This is a genomic window from Pseudomonas sp. GW821-FHT09C10, from assembly GCF_059418085.1.
Window position 1 is genome coordinate 15,477 of record NZ_JBWKPE010000002.1, and the last position, 16,758, is coordinate 32,234.

At 60.9% G+C, this 16,758-nt stretch carries 14 protein-coding genes; 1 reads left to right on the forward strand and 13 read right to left on the reverse strand.

Annotated elements, in window-relative coordinates:
* Window positions 1–25: 25 nt before the first annotated feature.
* From surE to AC07OT_RS03820, 5 genes are read right to left on the reverse strand one after another with little or no spacing between them, the layout of a single operon-like run.
* Window positions 26–775 (reverse strand): 5'/3'-nucleotidase SurE, encoded by a 750-nt coding sequence (surE, locus tag AC07OT_RS03800; RefSeq protein WP_027604459.1) that lies wholly within the window; start codon window positions 773–775, stop codon window positions 26–28.
* A complete protein-coding gene (gene truD / locus AC07OT_RS03805) occupies window positions 763–1,821 on the reverse strand; it encodes a tRNA pseudouridine(13) synthase TruD (RefSeq protein ID WP_495107532.1) in 1,059 nt (352 codons plus the stop codon). Before truD ends, surE begins: the two co-directional genes overlap by 13 nt.
* Window positions 1,818–2,291, reverse strand: coding sequence for a 2-C-methyl-D-erythritol 2,4-cyclodiphosphate synthase (gene ispF, locus AC07OT_RS03810; RefSeq protein WP_012722614.1), 474 nt, complete (start codon window positions 2,289–2,291; stop codon window positions 1,818–1,820). The genes truD and ispF overlap by 4 nt, the downstream gene beginning before the upstream one ends.
* Before the next feature lie 54 nt (window positions 2,292–2,345).
* Complete coding sequence (gene fghA, locus AC07OT_RS03815; protein WP_065938783.1) at window positions 2,346–3,191, reverse strand: S-formylglutathione hydrolase; 846 nt, start codon at window positions 3,189–3,191, stop codon at window positions 2,346–2,348.
* 8 nt (window positions 3,192–3,199) lie between these two features.
* On the reverse strand, window positions 3,200–4,312 hold the full coding sequence (locus AC07OT_RS03820) for an S-(hydroxymethyl)glutathione dehydrogenase/class III alcohol dehydrogenase (RefSeq protein WP_065926449.1): 1,113 nt from the start codon (window positions 4,310–4,312) through the stop codon (window positions 3,200–3,202).
* A gap of 109 nt (window positions 4,313–4,421) precedes the next feature.
* Here AC07OT_RS03820 and AC07OT_RS03825 point away from each other — a divergent pair, with 109 nt between their 5' ends.
* Window positions 4,422–5,318: a LysR substrate-binding domain-containing protein gene (locus AC07OT_RS03825; RefSeq protein ID WP_027604462.1), complete on the forward strand. Its 897-nt coding sequence runs from the start codon at window positions 4,422–4,424 to the stop codon at window positions 5,316–5,318.
* On the opposite strand, the gene ispD is transcribed toward AC07OT_RS03825, so the two are convergent.
* The 8 genes from ispD to dnaE all read right to left on the reverse strand — a co-directional run bounded on the left by ispD (window position 5,319) and on the right by dnaE (window position 16,745).
* A complete protein-coding gene (ispD, locus tag AC07OT_RS03830) occupies window positions 5,319–6,026 on the reverse strand; it encodes a 2-C-methyl-D-erythritol 4-phosphate cytidylyltransferase (RefSeq protein WP_495107533.1) in 708 nt (235 codons plus the stop codon).
* Window positions 6,023–6,301 (reverse strand): cell division protein FtsB, encoded by a 279-nt coding sequence (ftsB, locus tag AC07OT_RS03835; RefSeq protein ID WP_003172294.1) that lies wholly within the window; start codon window positions 6,299–6,301, stop codon window positions 6,023–6,025. Before ftsB ends, ispD begins: the two co-directional genes overlap by 4 nt.
* Window positions 6,302–6,471: 170 nt before the next feature.
* Entirely contained in the window at window positions 6,472–7,761 is a 1,290-nt protein-coding gene (eno, locus tag AC07OT_RS03840) for a phosphopyruvate hydratase (protein ID WP_027604464.1), read from the reverse strand.
* A 157-nt stretch (window positions 7,762–7,918) separates the two neighbouring features.
* Window positions 7,919–8,764 carry a 3-deoxy-8-phosphooctulonate synthase gene (kdsA, locus tag AC07OT_RS03845; protein ID WP_027604465.1) on the reverse strand — a complete coding sequence of 282 codons (846 nt, stop codon included), beginning with the start codon at window positions 8,762–8,764 and terminating at the stop codon, window positions 7,919–7,921.
* A gap of 5 nt (window positions 8,765–8,769) precedes the next feature.
* A complete protein-coding gene (gene pyrG / locus AC07OT_RS03850; protein WP_053137224.1) occupies window positions 8,770–10,401 on the reverse strand; it encodes a CTP synthase in 1,632 nt (543 codons plus the stop codon).
* Window positions 10,402–10,675: 274 nt separating this feature from the next.
* Entirely contained in the window at window positions 10,676–11,986 is a 1,311-nt protein-coding gene (tilS, locus tag AC07OT_RS03855) for a tRNA lysidine(34) synthetase TilS (RefSeq protein WP_495107534.1), read from the reverse strand.
* Window positions 11,987–12,147: 161 nt separating this feature from the next.
* Window positions 12,148–13,095: an acetyl-CoA carboxylase carboxyltransferase subunit alpha gene (locus AC07OT_RS03860; protein WP_065938779.1), complete on the reverse strand. Its 948-nt coding sequence runs from the start codon at window positions 13,093–13,095 to the stop codon at window positions 12,148–12,150.
* 128 nt (window positions 13,096–13,223) lie between these two features.
* Window positions 13,224–16,745: a DNA polymerase III subunit alpha gene (gene dnaE, locus AC07OT_RS03865; protein ID WP_495107535.1), complete on the reverse strand. Its 3,522-nt coding sequence runs from the start codon at window positions 16,743–16,745 to the stop codon at window positions 13,224–13,226.
* Window positions 16,746–16,758: the final 13 nt, after the last annotated feature.

Genomic DNA, 16,758 nt, shown 5'->3' on the forward strand with positions numbered 1-16,758 from the left:
AGCAGGTCGTCTTGTTCACGAGCCATCAGCGCAGCCCCTCCAGCCAGCCATCGAGACTACTGAAGGCATCACTGAAGGTGCGATCAAGTTGCAACGGGGTAATCGACACATAGCCTTGCATCACCGCGTGAAAGTCCGTGCCTGGGCCACCGTCTTCGGCATCGCCCGCTGCCGCGATCCAGTAGCCTTCCTTGCCACGCGGGTCGACGACCTTCAACGGCGCTGCCGCGCGGGCGCGATGGCCCAGGCGCGTAAGCTGGATACCGCGAATGTGGTCGAGGGGCAAATTGGGAATGTTGACGTTGAGCACCGTGCGCGGCGGCAGGTCCAGGGCGCCATGGGCCTCCACCAGCTTGCGCGCGAAATAGGCCGCGGTGGGCAGGTTGTCCAGTTGCCGCGATGCCAACGAAAACGCAAACGAGGTGCGGCCGAGGAAGCGTCCTTCAAGCGCCGCCGCCACCGTGCCGGAATACAGCACGTCGTCGCCCAGGTTGGCGCCGAGGTTGATGCCCGACACCACCAGGTCCGGCTCCTGGTCCAACAAACTGTTGATCGCCAGGTGCACGCAGTCGGTGGGGGTGCCGTTCACACTGATAAAGCCATTGGCCAGAACCTGCGGGTGCAGCGGACGGTCGAGCGTCAGCGAACTGCTGGCGCCGCTCTTGTCCTGGTCGGGGGCAACCACCACGCACTCGGCGTAATCCTGCAGCGCAGCATAGAGCGCGGCAAGGCCGGGTGCGGTGGCACCATCATCGTTTGATATCAGAATACGCATGGGCTGTCCGTCTGCCCCACCGGCACCAGATCAACAAGCTCGCGCACCAAGACAGTGGCGAAGCATCCGGCCGGCAGGACGAATTCCAATTGCAGAATGTCAGGCCCGGGATAATGCCACGTCAACCCGCCAATGGGCAGCCGCAGAATGCGACGTTCCTGGCTCATGCCGGCACTCACCAGCCAATCACGCAGGTCGGCTTCACCGGCGGCAACCGCCTGCTCCAACTCAAACGTGGCACCTGTCGCCGGAGAATCACCCTCGCCCCACTGCGGGCCGGTGGGGTGCAGGTCCAGGATCGCCAGGCGCGGGTCGCTGCACTCAGCCTCCCCCGCCGGAAAAAAGCTGCGGCTGTCGGTAAACGCCAGCAGATCACCCACTTGCGCGCGCTGCCAGGAACCGTCGGCGACACGTGCCGCCAATACTTTGTTGAAAAGGAAGCTACGCGCGGTGGACAACAACCGCGAACGCACATTGCGTTGCTCCGGCAGGGCCTTGCGCGCGGCCCATTCGCGGGCGTCGACGACATTGCCACCGTTGTGGCCAAAGCGCTGGGTGCCGAAATAGTTGGGGATGCCGTGCTGGGCAATCAATTGCAGTCGCGCGTCGATGGCGGCGGTATCACCGGCCAATTGGGTCAGGCGCAAGGTAAAGCCGTTGGCCGAATGCGCGCCGCGCTGCAGCTTGCGCTTGTGGCGGGCGGTTTTCAGAATCCTGAGGGTGTCGTTTTCCGCACCGCTCATGTCCGGATCGGCCTTGCCCGGCAGTTGAACGCTGAACCACTGGCGGGTCAACGCCTGGCGGTCCTTGAGCCCGGCATAGCTGACAGTGCGCAACGGTACGCCAGCCGCCTTGGCAATACGGCGCGCGGCTTCCTCAGTATTGAGCCCGCGCTTCTCAACCCACAACCACAGGTGCTCGCCTTCGCCGCTGAGCGGAATATCGAGTACTTCGTCGACCTGAAAATCTTCAGCCGTGGCCTTCAGGACCGCGCTGCCCAGGGCCTCGCCATAGGCACGCGGGCCCAGCAGTTGCAGGTCGTTCATGCGCGCAGCAACAAGGCGACGGAATGCACCGCGATGCCCTCTTCACGACCGGTGAACCCGAGCTTTTCGGTGGTGGTGGCTTTCACGTTGACTTGATCCAATTCAATTTGCAGGTCTGCGGCAATCAGTGCGCGCATGGATTCGATATGCGGGGCCATTTTCGGCGCCTGGGCCACGATGGTGTTATCGACATTGCCGACCTTCCAGCCCTTGGCATGGATCAGGCCGACCACATGGCGCAGCAGGACACGGCTGTCCGCGCCCTTGAAGGTGGGATCGGTATCCGGAAAGTGCTTGCCGATATCGCCCAGCGCCGCCGCGCCGAGCAAGGCATCGCTCAAGGCATGCAGGACAACGTCGCCGTCGGAATGAGCCAGCAACCCATGGTGGTGTGCAATGCGCACGCCGCCCAGGGTGATGAAATCGCCTTCAGCGAAACGGTGCACATCGTAGCCGTGGCCAATACGCATAAAAAAACGCCCCGATTTAATTCAGGGCGTGATTCTACCTACTTTTGCCTCACATTAACCGAGCAAAGCACGACCATGATGTCGCAAATGGTCTTCGATGAAGCTGGCGATAAAGAAGTAGCTATGGTCGTAGCCGGGCTGCAGGCGCAGTTCCAGCGGATGGCTGGCCGCCTTGGCCGCTTGCTGCAAGGCTTCGGGCTTGAGCTGCACGGCAAGGAAATCGTCGCGGTCGCCCTGGTCCACCAGCAACGGCAGCTTTTCCGAGGCTTCGCCGATCAGCACACAGGCATCCCATTCACGCCATTTGGCGCGCTCTTCACCCAGGTAACGAGAGAAGGCTTTCTGGCCCCACGGACAATCCATCGGATTATTGATCGGCGAAAACGCCGACACCGACAGGTAGCGCCCGGGGTTACGCAAGGCACACACCAACGCACCGTGGCCACCCATGGAGTGGCCGCTGATACCGCGTTTGTCCGAAGCCGGGAAATGCGCCTCGACCAATGCCGGCAATTCCTGCACCACGTAGTCATGCATCCGATAGTGCTTGGCCCACGGTTCCTGCGTGGCATTCAGGTAAAACCCTGCGCCCAGGCCGAAATCCCAGGCATTGTCCGGGTCGCCCGGTACACCGGGCCCACGCGGGCTGGTGTCCGGCGCCACGATGATCAACCCCAGCTCCGCCGCCATGCGCTGGGCACCGGCTTTCTGCATGAAGTTCTCATCGGTGCAGGTCAGGCCGGACAGCCAGTACAGCACCGGCAACTTGCCGCCCTGCTCCGCTTGCGGAGGCAGGTAGACGGCGAAGGTCATGTCGCAGCCGAGCACATCGGAGTGATGCTTGTAGCGTTTATGCCAGCCGCCGAAGCTCTTCTGGCACGACAGGTTTTCCAGACTCATGGCCGACCTCAGAAGTGGATGACGGTACGAATGCTCTTGCCTTCATGCATCAGGTCAAACGCTTTGTTGATGTCTTCCAGGCCCATGGTGTGGGTGATGAACGTGTCCAGCGGAATCTCGCCGGTCTGGGCCATTTCCACGTAGCTTGGCAACTCGGTACGGCCGCGTACGCCACCGAACGCCGAGCCACGCCAGACGCGACCGGTCACCAGTTGGAATGGGCGGGTGGAGATTTCCTGGCCGGCACCGGCAACGCCGATGATCACCGACTCGCCCCACCCCTTGTGGCAACACTCGAGCGCGGCACGCATCAGTTGCACGTTGCCGATGCACTCGAAGGAAAAGTCCACGCCGCCATCAGTCAAATCGACAATCACGTCCTGGATCGGGCGGTCATAGTCTTTCGGGTTGATGCAGTCGGTGGCGCCCAGTTGCTTGGCGATCTCGAACTTGGCCGGGTTGATGTCAATCGCAATGATACGGCCGGCCTTAGCCTTGACCGCACCGATCACGGCCGACAGGCCGATACCGCCGAGACCGAAGATGGCCACGGTGTCGCCCGGCTTGACCTTGGCGGTGTTGAGCACCGCACCGATGCCGGTGGTGACGCCACAGCCGAGCAGGCAGACCTTCTCCAGCGGCGCTTCTTTGGGAATCTTGGCGACGGAAATTTCCGGCAGCACGGTGTACTCGGAGAACGTCGAGGTGCCCATGTAGTGGAAAATCGGCTGACCCTTGTAGGAAAAACGCGTGGTGCCATCCGGCATCAGGCCTTTGCCCTGGGTGGAACGAATGGCCTGGCACAGGTTGGTCTTACCCGAGAGGCAGAACTTGCACTTGCCGCATTCCGGGGTGTACAGCGGGATCACATGGTCGCCCACCGCCACCGAAGTCACGCCCTCGCCGATGGCTTCGACCACCGCACCGCCTTCATGGCCAAGGATGGAGGGGAAGATGCCTTCCGGGTCAGCGCCGGACAGGGTGTAGGCGTCGGTATGACAAACCCCGGAGGCGACCACACGCAACAGCACTTCGCCCGCCTTGGGCATGGCCACGTCGACTTCCACGATCTCGAGGGGTTTCTTGGCTTCAAAGGCAACGGCAGCGCGGGACTTGATCATCCGGGTTTCTCCATCGGGTTAAAAACTGAGGCGGTGAGTGTAAAACATGGCTCGTTGATTAATAATCCAGGCGAAAGCAAAACTTTATTGCCGTACAGGGATAATCAACGTGCTGGAAAACCGTTGGGAAGGCATCGATGAATTTGTCGCCGTCGCCGAATGCAGCCAATTCACGGCAGCCGCCGAGCGGCTGGGTGTGTCTTCGTCCCACATCAGCCGCCAGGTGGCACGCCTGGAAGAGCGCCTGCAAACGCGGTTGCTGTATCGCAGTACGCGTAAGGTGACCCTGACCGAAGCAGGTCAGACATTTTTGCAACATTGCCAACGCCTGCAGGACGGCCGCGAAGAAGCCCTGCGCGCCGTGGGCGACCTCACCAGCGAACCGAAAGGCATGTTGCGCATGACCTGCGCGGTGGCCTATGGCGAGCGTTTCATCGTGCCGCTGGTGACGCGGTTCATGGGCCTGTACCCGCAATTGCGGGTGGATATCGAATTGAGCAACCGCCAACTGGACCTGGTGCACGAAGGCCTCGACCTGGCGATTCGCCTGGGACGCTTGCAGGATTCGCGCATGGTTGCCAGCCGCCTCGCACCTCGGCGTATGTACCTGTGCGCGTCGCCGTCCTACCTGGCCCGATATGGACGGCCCCATAGCTTGTCGGAATTGAGTCGACATAACTGCCTGATCGGCAGCTCGGATATTTGGCAGCTGGCCCAGGACGGGCGCGAATTTTCCCAACGGGTACAGGGAAACTGGCGCTGTAACAGTGGGCAAGCGGTGTTGGATGCGGCGTTGCAAGGGGTGGGGTTGTGCCAACTGCCGGACTATTATGTGCTGGAGCACCTGCACAGCGGCGCGCTGGTGTCGCTGCTGGAGGCGCATCAGCCGCCGAATACGGCGGTGTGGGCGCTGTATCCGCAGCAGCGACATTTATCCCCAAAGGTCAGGAAGTTGGTGGATTTCTTGAAAGAGGGCTTGGCCGAACGGCCGGAGTACAGCGGTTGATTAACGACGATTCGCCCACCGCAACCGCAGCCACTCCAGGTCTTCCGGCCGGGTCACCTTGATATTGTCCGAGCGCCCTTCGATCAAGCGCGGCGCCTGCCCGGACCATTCCATGGCCGAGGCTTCATCAGTGATCACCGCATCGGCCACCAGGCTGTCAGCCAATGCGCGGTGCAAGGCACCGAGGCGGAACATCTGCGGCGTATAGGCTTGCCAGATCAAGCTGCGGTCGACGGTTTCCACCACCCGCCCCTGCTTGTCGACGCGCTTGAGGGTATCGCGGGCCGGCACCGCCAGCAGGCCGCCCACCGGATCGTCCGCCAATTCGGCCAGCAACTTGTTGAGATCATCACGGCTCAAATTAGGCCGCGCCGCATCATGCACCAACACCCAATCGTCATCGCCGGCGCCCAGGGCATTGAGTTGCAACAGTGCATTGAGCACCGAACCCGAGCGCTCCGAACCACCGTCCGCACGTTGGATACGCGGGTCAGCGGCACACGCCAGGTCGGGCCAATACGGATCATCAGCAGCAAGACTGACCACCAACCCCTTGAGGCTGGGATGGTCGAGAAAACAGCCAAGGCTGTGTTCGAGAATAGTGCGCCCGCCCAATTGCAAGTATTGCTTGGGACGGTCCGCGGCCATACGGGCACCGACGCCCGCGGCAGGTATCACGGCCCAGAAGGCCGGCAAACGGTAACTCATTGGGCCAACTGGTAGAGGGTTTCACCCTCCTTGACCATGCCCAACTCATGACGGGCCCGCTCTTCAACGGTCTCGGTACCCTTTTTCAGCTCAAGCACTTCGGCATCGAGGACGCGGTTGCGCTCCAGCAGGCGTTCGTTCTCGGCGTGCTGGTCGGCAATTTGCTGGGTCAGGTCTTTTACCTGCGCAAAGCTGCCATTACCTACCCATAGGCGGTACTGCAGGCCAGCCAGCAACAAGAGCAAGACGAGGAACAACCAATTGGGACTGCGCATCGAATATCGGGTATCCAGTGGAAAAACACGCCATGCAAAACTTTTACAGCAACTGATAGCACGAAGCCTGGACGAACCAGGCTTGTGCTTGATAGCCATCAGATTAGCGTCGAAACTCGCACCTTCGTGATCTTTCCGACGCAATCCACCGACTTTTTACCACTTACCGATCAGCCGCGAAACTCGCCGCGACCGTTGTACTTGGCTTTGCCGGCCAGTTGCTCTTCGATACGCAGCAATTGGTTGTACTTGGACACACGGTCGGAACGGCACAGGGAGCCGGTCTTGATCTGGCCCGCCGAAGTGCCCACGGCCAGGTCGGCGATGGTCGAATCTTCGGTTTCGCCGGAGCGGTGCGAGATCACGGCGGTGTAGCCCGCAGCCTTGGCCATCTGGATGGCTTCCAGGGTTTCGGTCAGGGTGCCGATCTGGTTGAACTTGATCAGGATCGAGTTGGCGATCTTTTTGTCGATGCCTTCTTTCAGGATCTTGGTGTTGGTCACGAACAGGTCGTCACCCACCAGCTGGACTTTTTCGCCGATCTTGTCGGTGAGGATCTTCCAGCCATCCCAGTCGGACTCGTCCAGGCCATCTTCGATCGAGATGATCGGATAGCGCTGGGTCAGGCCCTTGAGGTAATCGGCAAAGCCTTCGGAGTTGAACACCTGGCCTTCGCCGGACAGGTTGTATTTGCCATCTTCGTAGAACTCGCTGGCGGCGCAGTCCAGGGCCAGGGTCACGTCGGTGCCCAGTGTGTAGCCGGCGTTGGCCACGGCTTCGGAGATCACTTTCAGCGCATCTTCGTTGGACGCCAGGTTCGGTGCGAAACCACCTTCGTCACCCACGGCAGTGCTCAGGCCACGGGCTTTCAGCACGGCTTTGAGGTGATGGAAAATCTCGGTGCCCATGCGCAGGCCTTCGGAGAAGGTCTTGGCGCCGACCGGCTGCACCATGAATTCCTGGATGTCGACGTTGTTATCGGCATGCTCGCCACCGTTGATGATGTTCATCATCGGAACCGGCATCGAGTAGACACCCGGCGTACCGTTCAGGTTGGCGATGTGGGCGTACAGCGGCAGGTCCTGGTCCTGGGCGGCCGCCTTGGCAGCAGCCAGGGACACGGCGAGGATGGCGTTGGCGCCGAGGCTGCCTTTGTTTTCAGTGCCGTCGAGCTTGATCATCGCGTGGTCCAGGGCTTTCTGGTCCAGCGGGTCCTTGCCCAGCAGCAGGTCACGGATCGGGCCGTTGATGTTGGCTACAGCCTTGAGGACACCCTTGCCCAGGTAACGGCTCTTGTCGCCATCACGCAGTTCCAGCGCTTCGCGCGAACCTGTGGAAGCACCGGACGGCGCGCAGGCGCTGCCGATGATGCCGTTATCGAGAAGCACGTCGGCTTCGACGGTGGGGTTGCCACGGGAGTCGAGAACTTCACGACCTTTGATGTCGACGATTTTTGCCATTGTTGTAAACACTCCAAAGTTGACGAAAACGACGCAGCTGAAGGAAATCTTTTGACCGACCGCAAGGGTGGAACAACGGGGCAGGCTTGCAGGCGACAAGGCTCAGGCCCGTAGGCCTGAGCGTAAAGCGTGGGAAAGTCTACCGGAGAATCAACGCTTACGCGGTCTCTACCGTCGGAAAACTCTTGACCAGTTCGTCCAACTGCTTGAGCTGGGCCAGGAATGGCTCCAGCTTGTCCAGGCGCAGGGCGCATGGGCCGTCGCATTTGGCGTTGTCCGGGTCCGGGTGGGCTTCGAGGAACAGGCCCGCCAGGGACTGGCTGATGCCGGCCTTGGCCAGGTCCAGTACCTGGGCACGGCGCCCACCGGCGGAATCGGCGCGACCACCGGGCATTTGCAGCGCGTGGGTCACGTCGAAGAACACCGGGTATTCGAACTGCTTCATGATGCCGAAACCGAGCATGTCCACCACGAGGTTGTTGTAGCCGAAGCTTGAACCGCGCTCGCAAAGGATCAACTGGTCGTTACCCGCTTCCACGCACTTGTTCAGGATATGTTTCATCTCCTGGGGCGCGAGGAACTGGGCTTTCTTGATATTGATCACAGCGCCGGTCCTGGCCATCGCGACCACGAGGTCGGTCTGGCGCGACAGGAAAGCCGGCAGCTGGATGATGTCGCACACCTCGGCGACCACGGCAGCCTGTTCAGGCTCGTGGACGTCGGTGATGATCGGCACGCCGAAGGCTTGCTTGATGTCCTGGAAGATCCGCATGCCTTCTTCAAGGCCCGGGCCGCGGTAGGAGGTCACGGACGAACGGTTGGCCTTGTCGAAGCTGGCCTTGAACACGTAGGGGATACCCAGTTTCTCGGTAACCTTGACGTACTCTTCACAGACCTGCATCGCCATGTCACGGCTTTCCAGCACGTTCATGCCGCCGAACAGCACCATGGGCTTGTCGTTGGCAATCTCGATGTCGCCTACGCGAATGATCTTCTGGGCCATCAGGTTTACGCCTTCTTCTGGTGTTGCGTCAGTGCAGCCTTGACGAAACCGCTGAACAACGGGTGACCGTCGCGTGGAGTCGAGGTGAACTCAGGGTGGAACTGGCAAGCGACGAACCAAGGATGATCCGGGGCCTCGACCACTTCAACCAGCGCGCCATCACCGGAGCGACCGGAGATTTTCAGGCCAGCCTCTTTGATTTGCGGCAGCAGGTTGTTGTTCACTTCGTAGCGGTGACGGTGACGCTCAACGATCACGTCCTTGCCGTAGCAGTCGTGAACCAGAGAACCCGGCTCCAGCAGGCAGTCTTGCGCGCCAAGGCGCATGGTGCCGCCCAGGTCGGAGCTTTCGGTACGGGTTTCGACGGCGCCGGTGGCGTCTTCCCATTCGGTGATCAGGCCCACGACCGGGTGGCCGCTCTTGCTGTCGAACTCGGTGGAGTTGGCGTCTTTCCAGCCCATCACGTTACGGGCGAACTCGATAACGGCCACTTGCATGCCCAGGCAGATGCCCAGGTACGGCACCTTGTTCTCGCGGGCGTACTGCACGGCAGTGATCTTGCCTTCCACGCCACGCAGGCCGAAACCGCCTGGAACGAGGATCGCATCGACACCTTCGAGCAGCGCGGTGCCCTGGTTCTCGATGTCTTCGGAATCGATGTAGCGCAGGTTGACCTTGGTACGGTTGCTGATGCCCGCGTGGCTCATCGCTTCGATCAGCGACTTGTACGCATCCAGCAGTTCCATGTACTTGCCGACCATGGCGATGGTGACTTCGTGCTCAGGGTTGAGCTTGGCGTCAACCACGGCTTCCCACTCGGACAGGTCCGCGCCGTTGCACTGCAGGCCGAAACGCTCGACCACAAAATCATCCAGGCCTTGCGAATGCAGGATGCCCGGGATCTTGTAGATGGTGTCGGCGTCTTCCAGGGCGATCACCGCACGTTCTTCAACGTTGGTGAACTGCGCGATCTTGCGACGCGAGGAAATGTCGATCGGGTGGTCGGAGCGGCATACCAGTACGTCCGGCTGCAGGCCGATGGAACGCAGTTCCTTGACCGAGTGCTGGGTAGGCTTGGTTTTGGTTTCGCCGGCGGTGGCGATGTACGGCACCAACGTGAGGTGCATCAGCATCGCGCGCTTGGCGCCGACTTCGAAACGCAGCTGGCGGATGGCTTCGAGGAACGGCTGGGATTCGATGTCACCCACGGTGCCACCGATCTCGACCATCGCCACGTCGGCATCGCCTGCACCCTTGATGATGCGGCGCTTGATTTCGTCGGTGATGTGCGGGATCACCTGGATGGTTGCACCCAGGTAGTCACCACGGCGCTCTTTGCGCAGCACGTGCTCGTAGACACGGCCGGTGGTGAAGTTGTTGTTCTGGGTCATGGTCGTGCGGATGAACCGCTCGTAGTGGCCCAGGTCCAGGTCGGTCTCGGCGCCGTCGTGTGTGACGAACACTTCACCGTGCTGGAACGGGCTCATGGTGCCCGGGTCGACGTTGATGTACGGGTCCAGCTTGAGCATGGTGACTTTAAGCCCCCGCGCCTCCAGGATGGCCGCCAATGAAGCGGAGGCAATGCCTTTCCCCAATGAAGAAACAACACCGCCCGTGACGAATATGTAGCGCGTCATGAAAAACCCTAGAAGTCTGCGTTAAAGCGGTCCGAGCCGCCGGGGAAAGCGAAGAGAGGCCGAAGCCCCCGATCACCTGCATTAATCACAGTGCACCTTTCAAAAAAACCGCCGCGTTGTGACAGACCAGCAGTGAAACTGCCGGTACGTTGATCGCTACACATTTTTTGGAATCGCCCAGCAAAGACTGCTTGGTAATCGGCAACTGCTGCGATTCAGGCGAATCCACAGAAGTTGTATCAAGAAGGGAGCGTAGTCTACCGGAAAGGCGCTATCAGCTCAAACCTTGATCGCAGGTCTCTGGCATCCAATGTAATTGCCAAGCTTCACTCGGTGCGGCCCAGAGTCCTGTGAGGAGGGGCACGCCGAGCAATTGCTCGCCCCGATACAGCAGCGGCAATCTGCCACGGACGAAGCCCGGCACACCATGCTCATTAAGCAGGCGCTTCAAGTCACGCCGGCCTCGGCCTGGTAGTTCAAGCATTTCGCCGCCCTGGCGATAACGGACCTCCAGCGGGCCTTCAGGCACCTTGCCACTCATTTCCAGCAGGCCATTGCCGGGTAACTCTAGTGGCTTTTGCGGATCAGGCCAGCTCACCGATGCGTGGGAAAACTCCGACCAGGCGCGAGGCAACCACCAGATGCGTGCGCCGCAACGCTGCAAATCTCCATCAGCCAGACGCCATAAGGGCTGCGCGTCGCCCTTGGCGTCGCGCAGGGCATACCAGCCGGCCCAATGGTCGCTGTCAGGTAAACGGGTCAGCGGCGCCAGCCAATGGCGCAGGACATTGCGCTGACGGGCATCGGAAAGTTCGCGCAGTGGACCAAGGTCCAATGATGGCAACACCAACCAAGGAAACCGCGAAGGCTGATCGGCGGCTTGCAGGTCCATGCAGGCCAGTTCACCCAGCAGCGCCTGGGCTTCACCGAGGTGTTCGGCGGTGCGGGCCAGGCTGGAGACCGCTTGGGGCCAACGCGCCGTCAGCGTCGGGATCACGCGGTGACGCAGGTAATTACGGGAGAAACGTGGATCGGTGTTGGAAGGATCTTCAATCCACTTGAGTTGATGCTCATCGGCGTAGGCTTCCAACTCGGCGCGCGAGACCTCCAGCAACGGCCGCACCAGGAAACCACCTGCCAACGGGCGATGCGCAGGCATTGCGGCGAGCCCTCGCACCCCTGCACCGCGCAGCAGGCGGAATAGCAGCGTTTCGGCTTGATCATCGCGATGCTGGCCGGTGAGTAACACTTCCCCTGCCCCGATCACCTCGGTAAACGCCCGGTAACGCGCATCACGCGCTGCACGCTCAAGACTGGCGCCGGGCTGCACGTGCACGCGCATGACCCGCAAGGGGACGCCCAGGTTGTCGCACACCGACTGGCAATGACCTGGCCAGGCGTCGGCGACAGCCTGCAGGCCATGGTGGACATGCACAGCGCTTAGAGGCGGAAGGGCTTCGGCGTTGGCCAGGAGATGCAGCAGGACAGTTGAATCAAGACCACCAGAGAAGGCGATATGCCAAGCCGGGGCGTTGCGCCAGGGGGCCAGGGCGTGCAGGAGTTTGGCGGATAAAGTCGGTTTCATCACAGGTTACCGCCGCAAATCTGGAATACCCAAGCCAAGCATACACAAAGCAAATGTGGGAGGGGGCTTGCCCCCGATAGCGGTGCATCAGCCAGTGAATACAGTGACTGACACTCAGCAATCGGGGGCAGGCCCCCTCCCACATTCGTGCTGCTGCGACCTTAGAGACCGTAGCTCATCAGGCGCTCGTAGCGACGGGCCAGCAGCGCTTCGTTATCCAGCTTCTTGAGCATTGCCAGTTGCGAACCCAGCTCGGCACGGATAGTGGCAGCGGCGGCGACCGGGTCGCGGTGGGCGCCGCCCAATGGCTCGGCGATCACTTTGTCGACGATACCCAGGCCCTTGAGGCGATCGGCCGTGATGCCCATGGCTTCGGCAGCGTCCGGCGCCTTCTCTGCGGTTTTCCACAGGATCGAGGCGCAACCTTCCGGCGAGATCACCGCGTAGGTCGAATATTGCAGCATGTTCAACTGGTCGCAGACGCCAATGGCCAGTGCACCGCCGGAACCACCTTCACCAATCACGGTGGCGATGATCGGGGTTTTCAGGCGGGCCATCACTCGCAGGTTCCAGGCAATCGCTTCGCTTTGGTTGCGCTCTTCGGCGTCGATACCCGGGTAAGCACCCGGGGTGTCGATAAAGGTCAGGATCGGCATCTTGAAGCGCTCGGCCATTTCCATCAGGCGGCACGCCTTGCGGTAGCCTTCCGGACGCGGCATGCCGAAGTTGCGGCGTACTTTCTCGCGCACTTCACGGCCTTTCTGGTGACCGATGACCATGACCGGCTGGTCGTCCAGGCGAGCGATACCGCCCACGATGGCCGCGTCGTCGGAGAAATGGCGGTCGCCGTGCAGTTCGTCGAACTCGGTAAAGATGTGCTGAATGTAGTCCAGGGTATACGGACGGCGCGGGTGGCGGGCCAGGCGCGCGATCTGCCAGCTGGTCAGCTTGCCGAAGATGTCTTCGGTGAGCGTGCTGCTCTTGTCTTGCAGGCGAGCGATCTCATCGCCGATATTCAGCGAATTGTCATTGCCGACCAGGCGCAGCTCTTCGATCTTGGCTTGCAGGTCAGCGATCGGCTGTTCGAAATCAAGAAAATTCGGGTTCATAAGCGTCCGTCTTGGGTCGACGGCCAAGGGTTGCCTGGCCAGCCGGTTGTCTATTCGCGCCCTACCTTAAGGGAGAGGCGCGTTTAGGTCGAGATTAAATGTTCAGCCGAGGTCAGGCGTCCTGACCGTCAACGGTATTGGAGGAAGACGTTGTCACGACCGAACTGGTCACGCAAAGCTTGAATCAAGCCATCAGCGGGATCAATTCGCCACGTCTCGCCAAACTGCAACATCGCCTTGGCGTCGTTGCCGGTGTACTCCATGGTCACCGGGCAGGCGCCACGATGGCGCTTGAGCAGGTCACCCAACCAGCGTAGCTGATCGCCTTTGAGGGCTTCGGTCTTCACCTTCAGGCGCAGGCTTTCGGCCAGGTTGGTGCGCGCATCTTCCATGCTCATCACCCGCTTGATCCGCAGGCGCAAGCCGCCGGAGAAGTCATCGTTGCTGACCTCCCCTTCCACCACCACCATGGCGTCGGTCTGCAGCAGCGACTGCGCGGAATGAAAGGCGTCGGCAAACAGCGACGCCTCGATCCGGCCCGAGCGGTCGTCGAGGGTGATAAAGCCCATCTTGTCGCCCTTTTTGTTTTTCATCACCCGCAGGGCGATGATCATGCCGGCGACGGTCTGGGTATCCCGCGCCGGTTTCAGGTCGATGATGCGTTGACGGGCGAAACGACGGATCTCGCCTTCATATTCGTCAATCGGGTGACCGGTGAGGTACAGGCCCAAGGTGTCTTTCTCACCCTTGAGGCGTTCCTTGAGGGTCAGCTCCTTGGCTTTGCGGTGGTTGGCATACACGTCCGCATCTTCTTCGACGAACAACCCGCCAAACAGGTCGGCGTGGCCGCTGTCGTGGGTGCGGGCGGTCTGTTCGGCGGCCTTGATCGCTTCTTCCATGGCGGTGAGCAGCACCGCGCGATTGCGATCGATATTCGCCTGATACGCCTTCGGCTCATCGTGGAAATACGGGCCGAGACGGTCGAGCGCGCCGCTGCGGATGAGGCCATCGAGGGTACGTTTGTTGATGCGCTTGAGGTCGACCCGTGCGCAGAAGTCGAACAGATCCTTGAACGGCCCGTCCTGGCGCGCTTCGGTGATGGCTTCCACCGGGCCTTCGCCCACGCCCTTGATCGCGCCCAGGCCATAGATGATGCGACCTTCATCGTTCACCGTGAACTTGAACTCCGAGGCGTTCACGTCCGGCGCGTCGAGGCGCAGCTTCATGGTGCGCACTTCTTCGATCAAGGTCACGACCTTGTCGGTGTTGTGCATATCCGCCGAGAGTACCGCAGCCATGAACGGCGCCGGGTAGTGGGCTTTCAGCCAGGCGGTCTGGTACGACACCAGGCCGTAGGCGGCGGAGTGGGATTTGTTGAAGCCATAACCGGCGAATTTTTCCACCAGGTCGAAAATGTTACCGGCCAGGTCGGCATCGATATTGTTGGTGGCGCAACCCTCAATGAAGCCGCCGCGTTGCTTGGCCATTTCCTCGGGCTTTTTCTTACCCATCGCACGCCGCAGCATGTCCGCGCCACCGAGGGTGTAGCCGGCCATCACCTGGGCGATCTGCATCACCTGTTCCTGGTACAGGATGATGCCGTAGGTCGGCGCCAATACCGGCTTGAGGCCTTCGTACTGGTAGTCGGAGTGCGGGTACGCCAGCTCGGCACGACCGTGCTTACGGTTGATGAAGTCATCCACCATGCCCGATTGCAGCGGGCCCGGACGGAACAGGGCCACCAGTGCGATCAAGTCTTCCAGGCAGTCGGGCTTGAGCTTTTTGATCAGCTCTTTCATGCCGCGGGACTCAAGCTGGAACACCGCCGTGGTTTCGGCTTTTTGCAGCAAGGTGTAGGTCGGCTTGTCATCCAGCGGGATGAAGGCGATATCCAGCGGTTCTTCATTGACCTTAGCGCGGTCGCGGTTGATGGTCTTGAGTGCCCAGTCGATGATCGTCAGGGTGCGCAGGCCGAGGAAGTCGAACTTCACCAGGCCGGCCGCCTCCACGTCATCCTTGTCGAACTGGGTAACCAGGCCGTCGCCTTCTTCGTCGCAATAGATCGGCGAAAAGTCGGTGAGCTTGGTCGGCGCAATGACCACACCACCAGCGTGTTTACCGACGTTACGCACCACGCCTTCGAGCTTGCGCGCCATCTCCCAGATTTCGGCGGCTTCTTCATCGACCTTGATGAAGTCACGCAGGATCTCTTCCTGCTCGTAGGCTTTTTCCAGGGTCATGCCGACTTCGAACGGGATCATCTTCGACAGGCGGTCCGCCAGGCCGTAGGACTTGCCCTGCACCCGCGCTACGTCCCGGATAACCGCCTTGGCCGCCATGGAACCGAAGGTGATGATCTGGCTCACGGCGTTGCGGCCGTATTTCTCGGCCACGTATTCGATCACACGGTCGCGACCGTCCATGCAGAAGTCGACGTCGAAGTCGGGCATGGAGACCCGTTCCGGGTTCAGGAACCGTTCGAACAGCAGGTCATATTCCAGGGGGTCGAGGTCGGTGATCTTCTGTACATAGGCGACCAGCGAGCCGGCACCCGACCCCCGGCCCGGGCCTACCGGCACGCCGTTGCTCTTGGCCCACTGGATAAAGTCCATAACGATCAGGAAGTAACCGGGGAATCCCATCTGGATGATGATATCCAGCTCGAAATTCAGCCGATCGACATAGACCTGGCGCTTGGCCTCGTAATCTTCGGTGGTGTCCCTGGGCAGCAGGACGGAAAGCCGCTCCTCCAGACCATCAAACGACACCTTGCGGAAATACTCGTCGATGGTCATGCCATCGGGAATCGGGAAGTTGGGCAAAAAGTGCTTGCCCAGCTTCACTTCGATATTGCAGCGCTTGGCAATCTCGACGGAGTTTTCCAGGGCCTCGGGCAGGTCGCTGAACAGCTCGGCCATTTCGTCCGCGCTCTTGAGGTACTGCTCTTCGCTGTAGTTCTTGGAGCGGCGCGGGTCATCCAGGGCCCGGCCTTCGCCGATGCACACGCGGGTTTCGTGGGCCTCGAAATCTTCCTTCTTGATAAAGCGCACATCGTTGGTCGCCACCAAGGGTGCGCCCAGCTTGTCGGCCAGGGCTACGGCGGCGTGCAGATGCTCTTCATCGTTGGGACGGTTGGTGCGCTGGACTTCCAGGTAGAAACGGTCGGGGAAGACCTGCATCCACTCCCTCGCCAGCACTTCGGCTTCATGGGGGTTGCCGCCCAGCAGTGCGATACCGATCTCGCCTTCTTTGGCGGCCGACAGCATGATCAGGCCTTCGCTGGCCTCGGCGACCCATTCGCGCTCGATGATGATCGAGCCGTTGCGCTGGCCGTCGATAAAGCCACGGGAAATCAATTCGGTGAGGTTGCGATAACCCACGCCATTCATCGCCAGCAGGCTGATGCGGCTCAGGGGGTTATCCGGATCTTTGTTGGACAGCCACAGGTCAGCGCCGCAGATCGGCTTGATGCCGGCGCCCATGGCGTTCTTGTAGAACTTGACCAGGGAGCACATGTTGTTCTGATCGGTAACCGCGACCGCAGGCATGTTCATGCCCACCAGGGTCTTGACCAGCGGTTTGATCCGTACAAGGCCGTCGACCAGGGAGTATTCAGTGTGCAGGCGCAGGTGAACGAATGAAGCCGGCATAGTGATCCTGTCC

Excerpts from the sequence above, each read along its gene's own strand:
- surE (WP_027604459.1), bottom strand. The coding sequence starts at position 775 with ATGCGTATTCTGATATCAAACGATGATGGTGCCACCGCACCCGGCCTT.
- truD (WP_495107532.1), bottom strand. The coding sequence starts at position 1,821 with ATGAACGACCTGCAACTGCTGGGCCCGCGTGCCTATGGCGAGGCCCTG.
- ispF (WP_012722614.1), bottom strand. The coding sequence starts at position 2,291 with ATGCGTATTGGCCACGGCTACGATGTGCACCGTTTCGCTGAAGGCGAT.
- fghA (WP_065938783.1), bottom strand. The coding sequence starts at position 3,191 with ATGAGTCTGGAAAACCTGTCGTGCCAGAAGAGCTTCGGCGGCTGGCAT.
- AC07OT_RS03820 (WP_065926449.1), bottom strand. The coding sequence starts at position 4,312 with ATGATCAAGTCCCGCGCTGCCGTTGCCTTTGAAGCCAAGAAACCCCTC.
- ispD (WP_495107533.1), bottom strand. The coding sequence starts at position 6,026 with ATGAGTTACCGTTTGCCGGCCTTCTGGGCCGTGATACCTGCCGCGGGC.
- ftsB (WP_003172294.1), bottom strand. The coding sequence starts at position 6,301 with ATGCGCAGTCCCAATTGGTTGTTCCTCGTCTTGCTCTTGTTGCTGGCT.
- eno (WP_027604464.1), bottom strand. The coding sequence starts at position 7,761 with ATGGCAAAAATCGTCGACATCAAAGGTCGTGAAGTTCTCGACTCCCGT.
- kdsA (WP_027604465.1), bottom strand. The coding sequence starts at position 8,764 with ATGGCCCAGAAGATCATTCGCGTAGGCGACATCGAGATTGCCAACGAC.
- pyrG (WP_053137224.1), bottom strand. The coding sequence starts at position 10,401 with ATGACGCGCTACATATTCGTCACGGGCGGTGTTGTTTCTTCATTGGGG.
- tilS (WP_495107534.1), bottom strand. The coding sequence starts at position 11,986 with ATGAAACCGACTTTATCCGCCAAACTCCTGCACGCCCTGGCCCCCTGG.
- AC07OT_RS03860 (WP_065938779.1), bottom strand. The coding sequence starts at position 13,095 with ATGAACCCGAATTTTCTTGATTTCGAACAGCCGATCGCTGACCTGCAA.
- dnaE (WP_495107535.1), bottom strand. The coding sequence starts at position 16,745 with ATGCCGGCTTCATTCGTTCACCTGCGCCTGCACACTGAATACTCCCTG.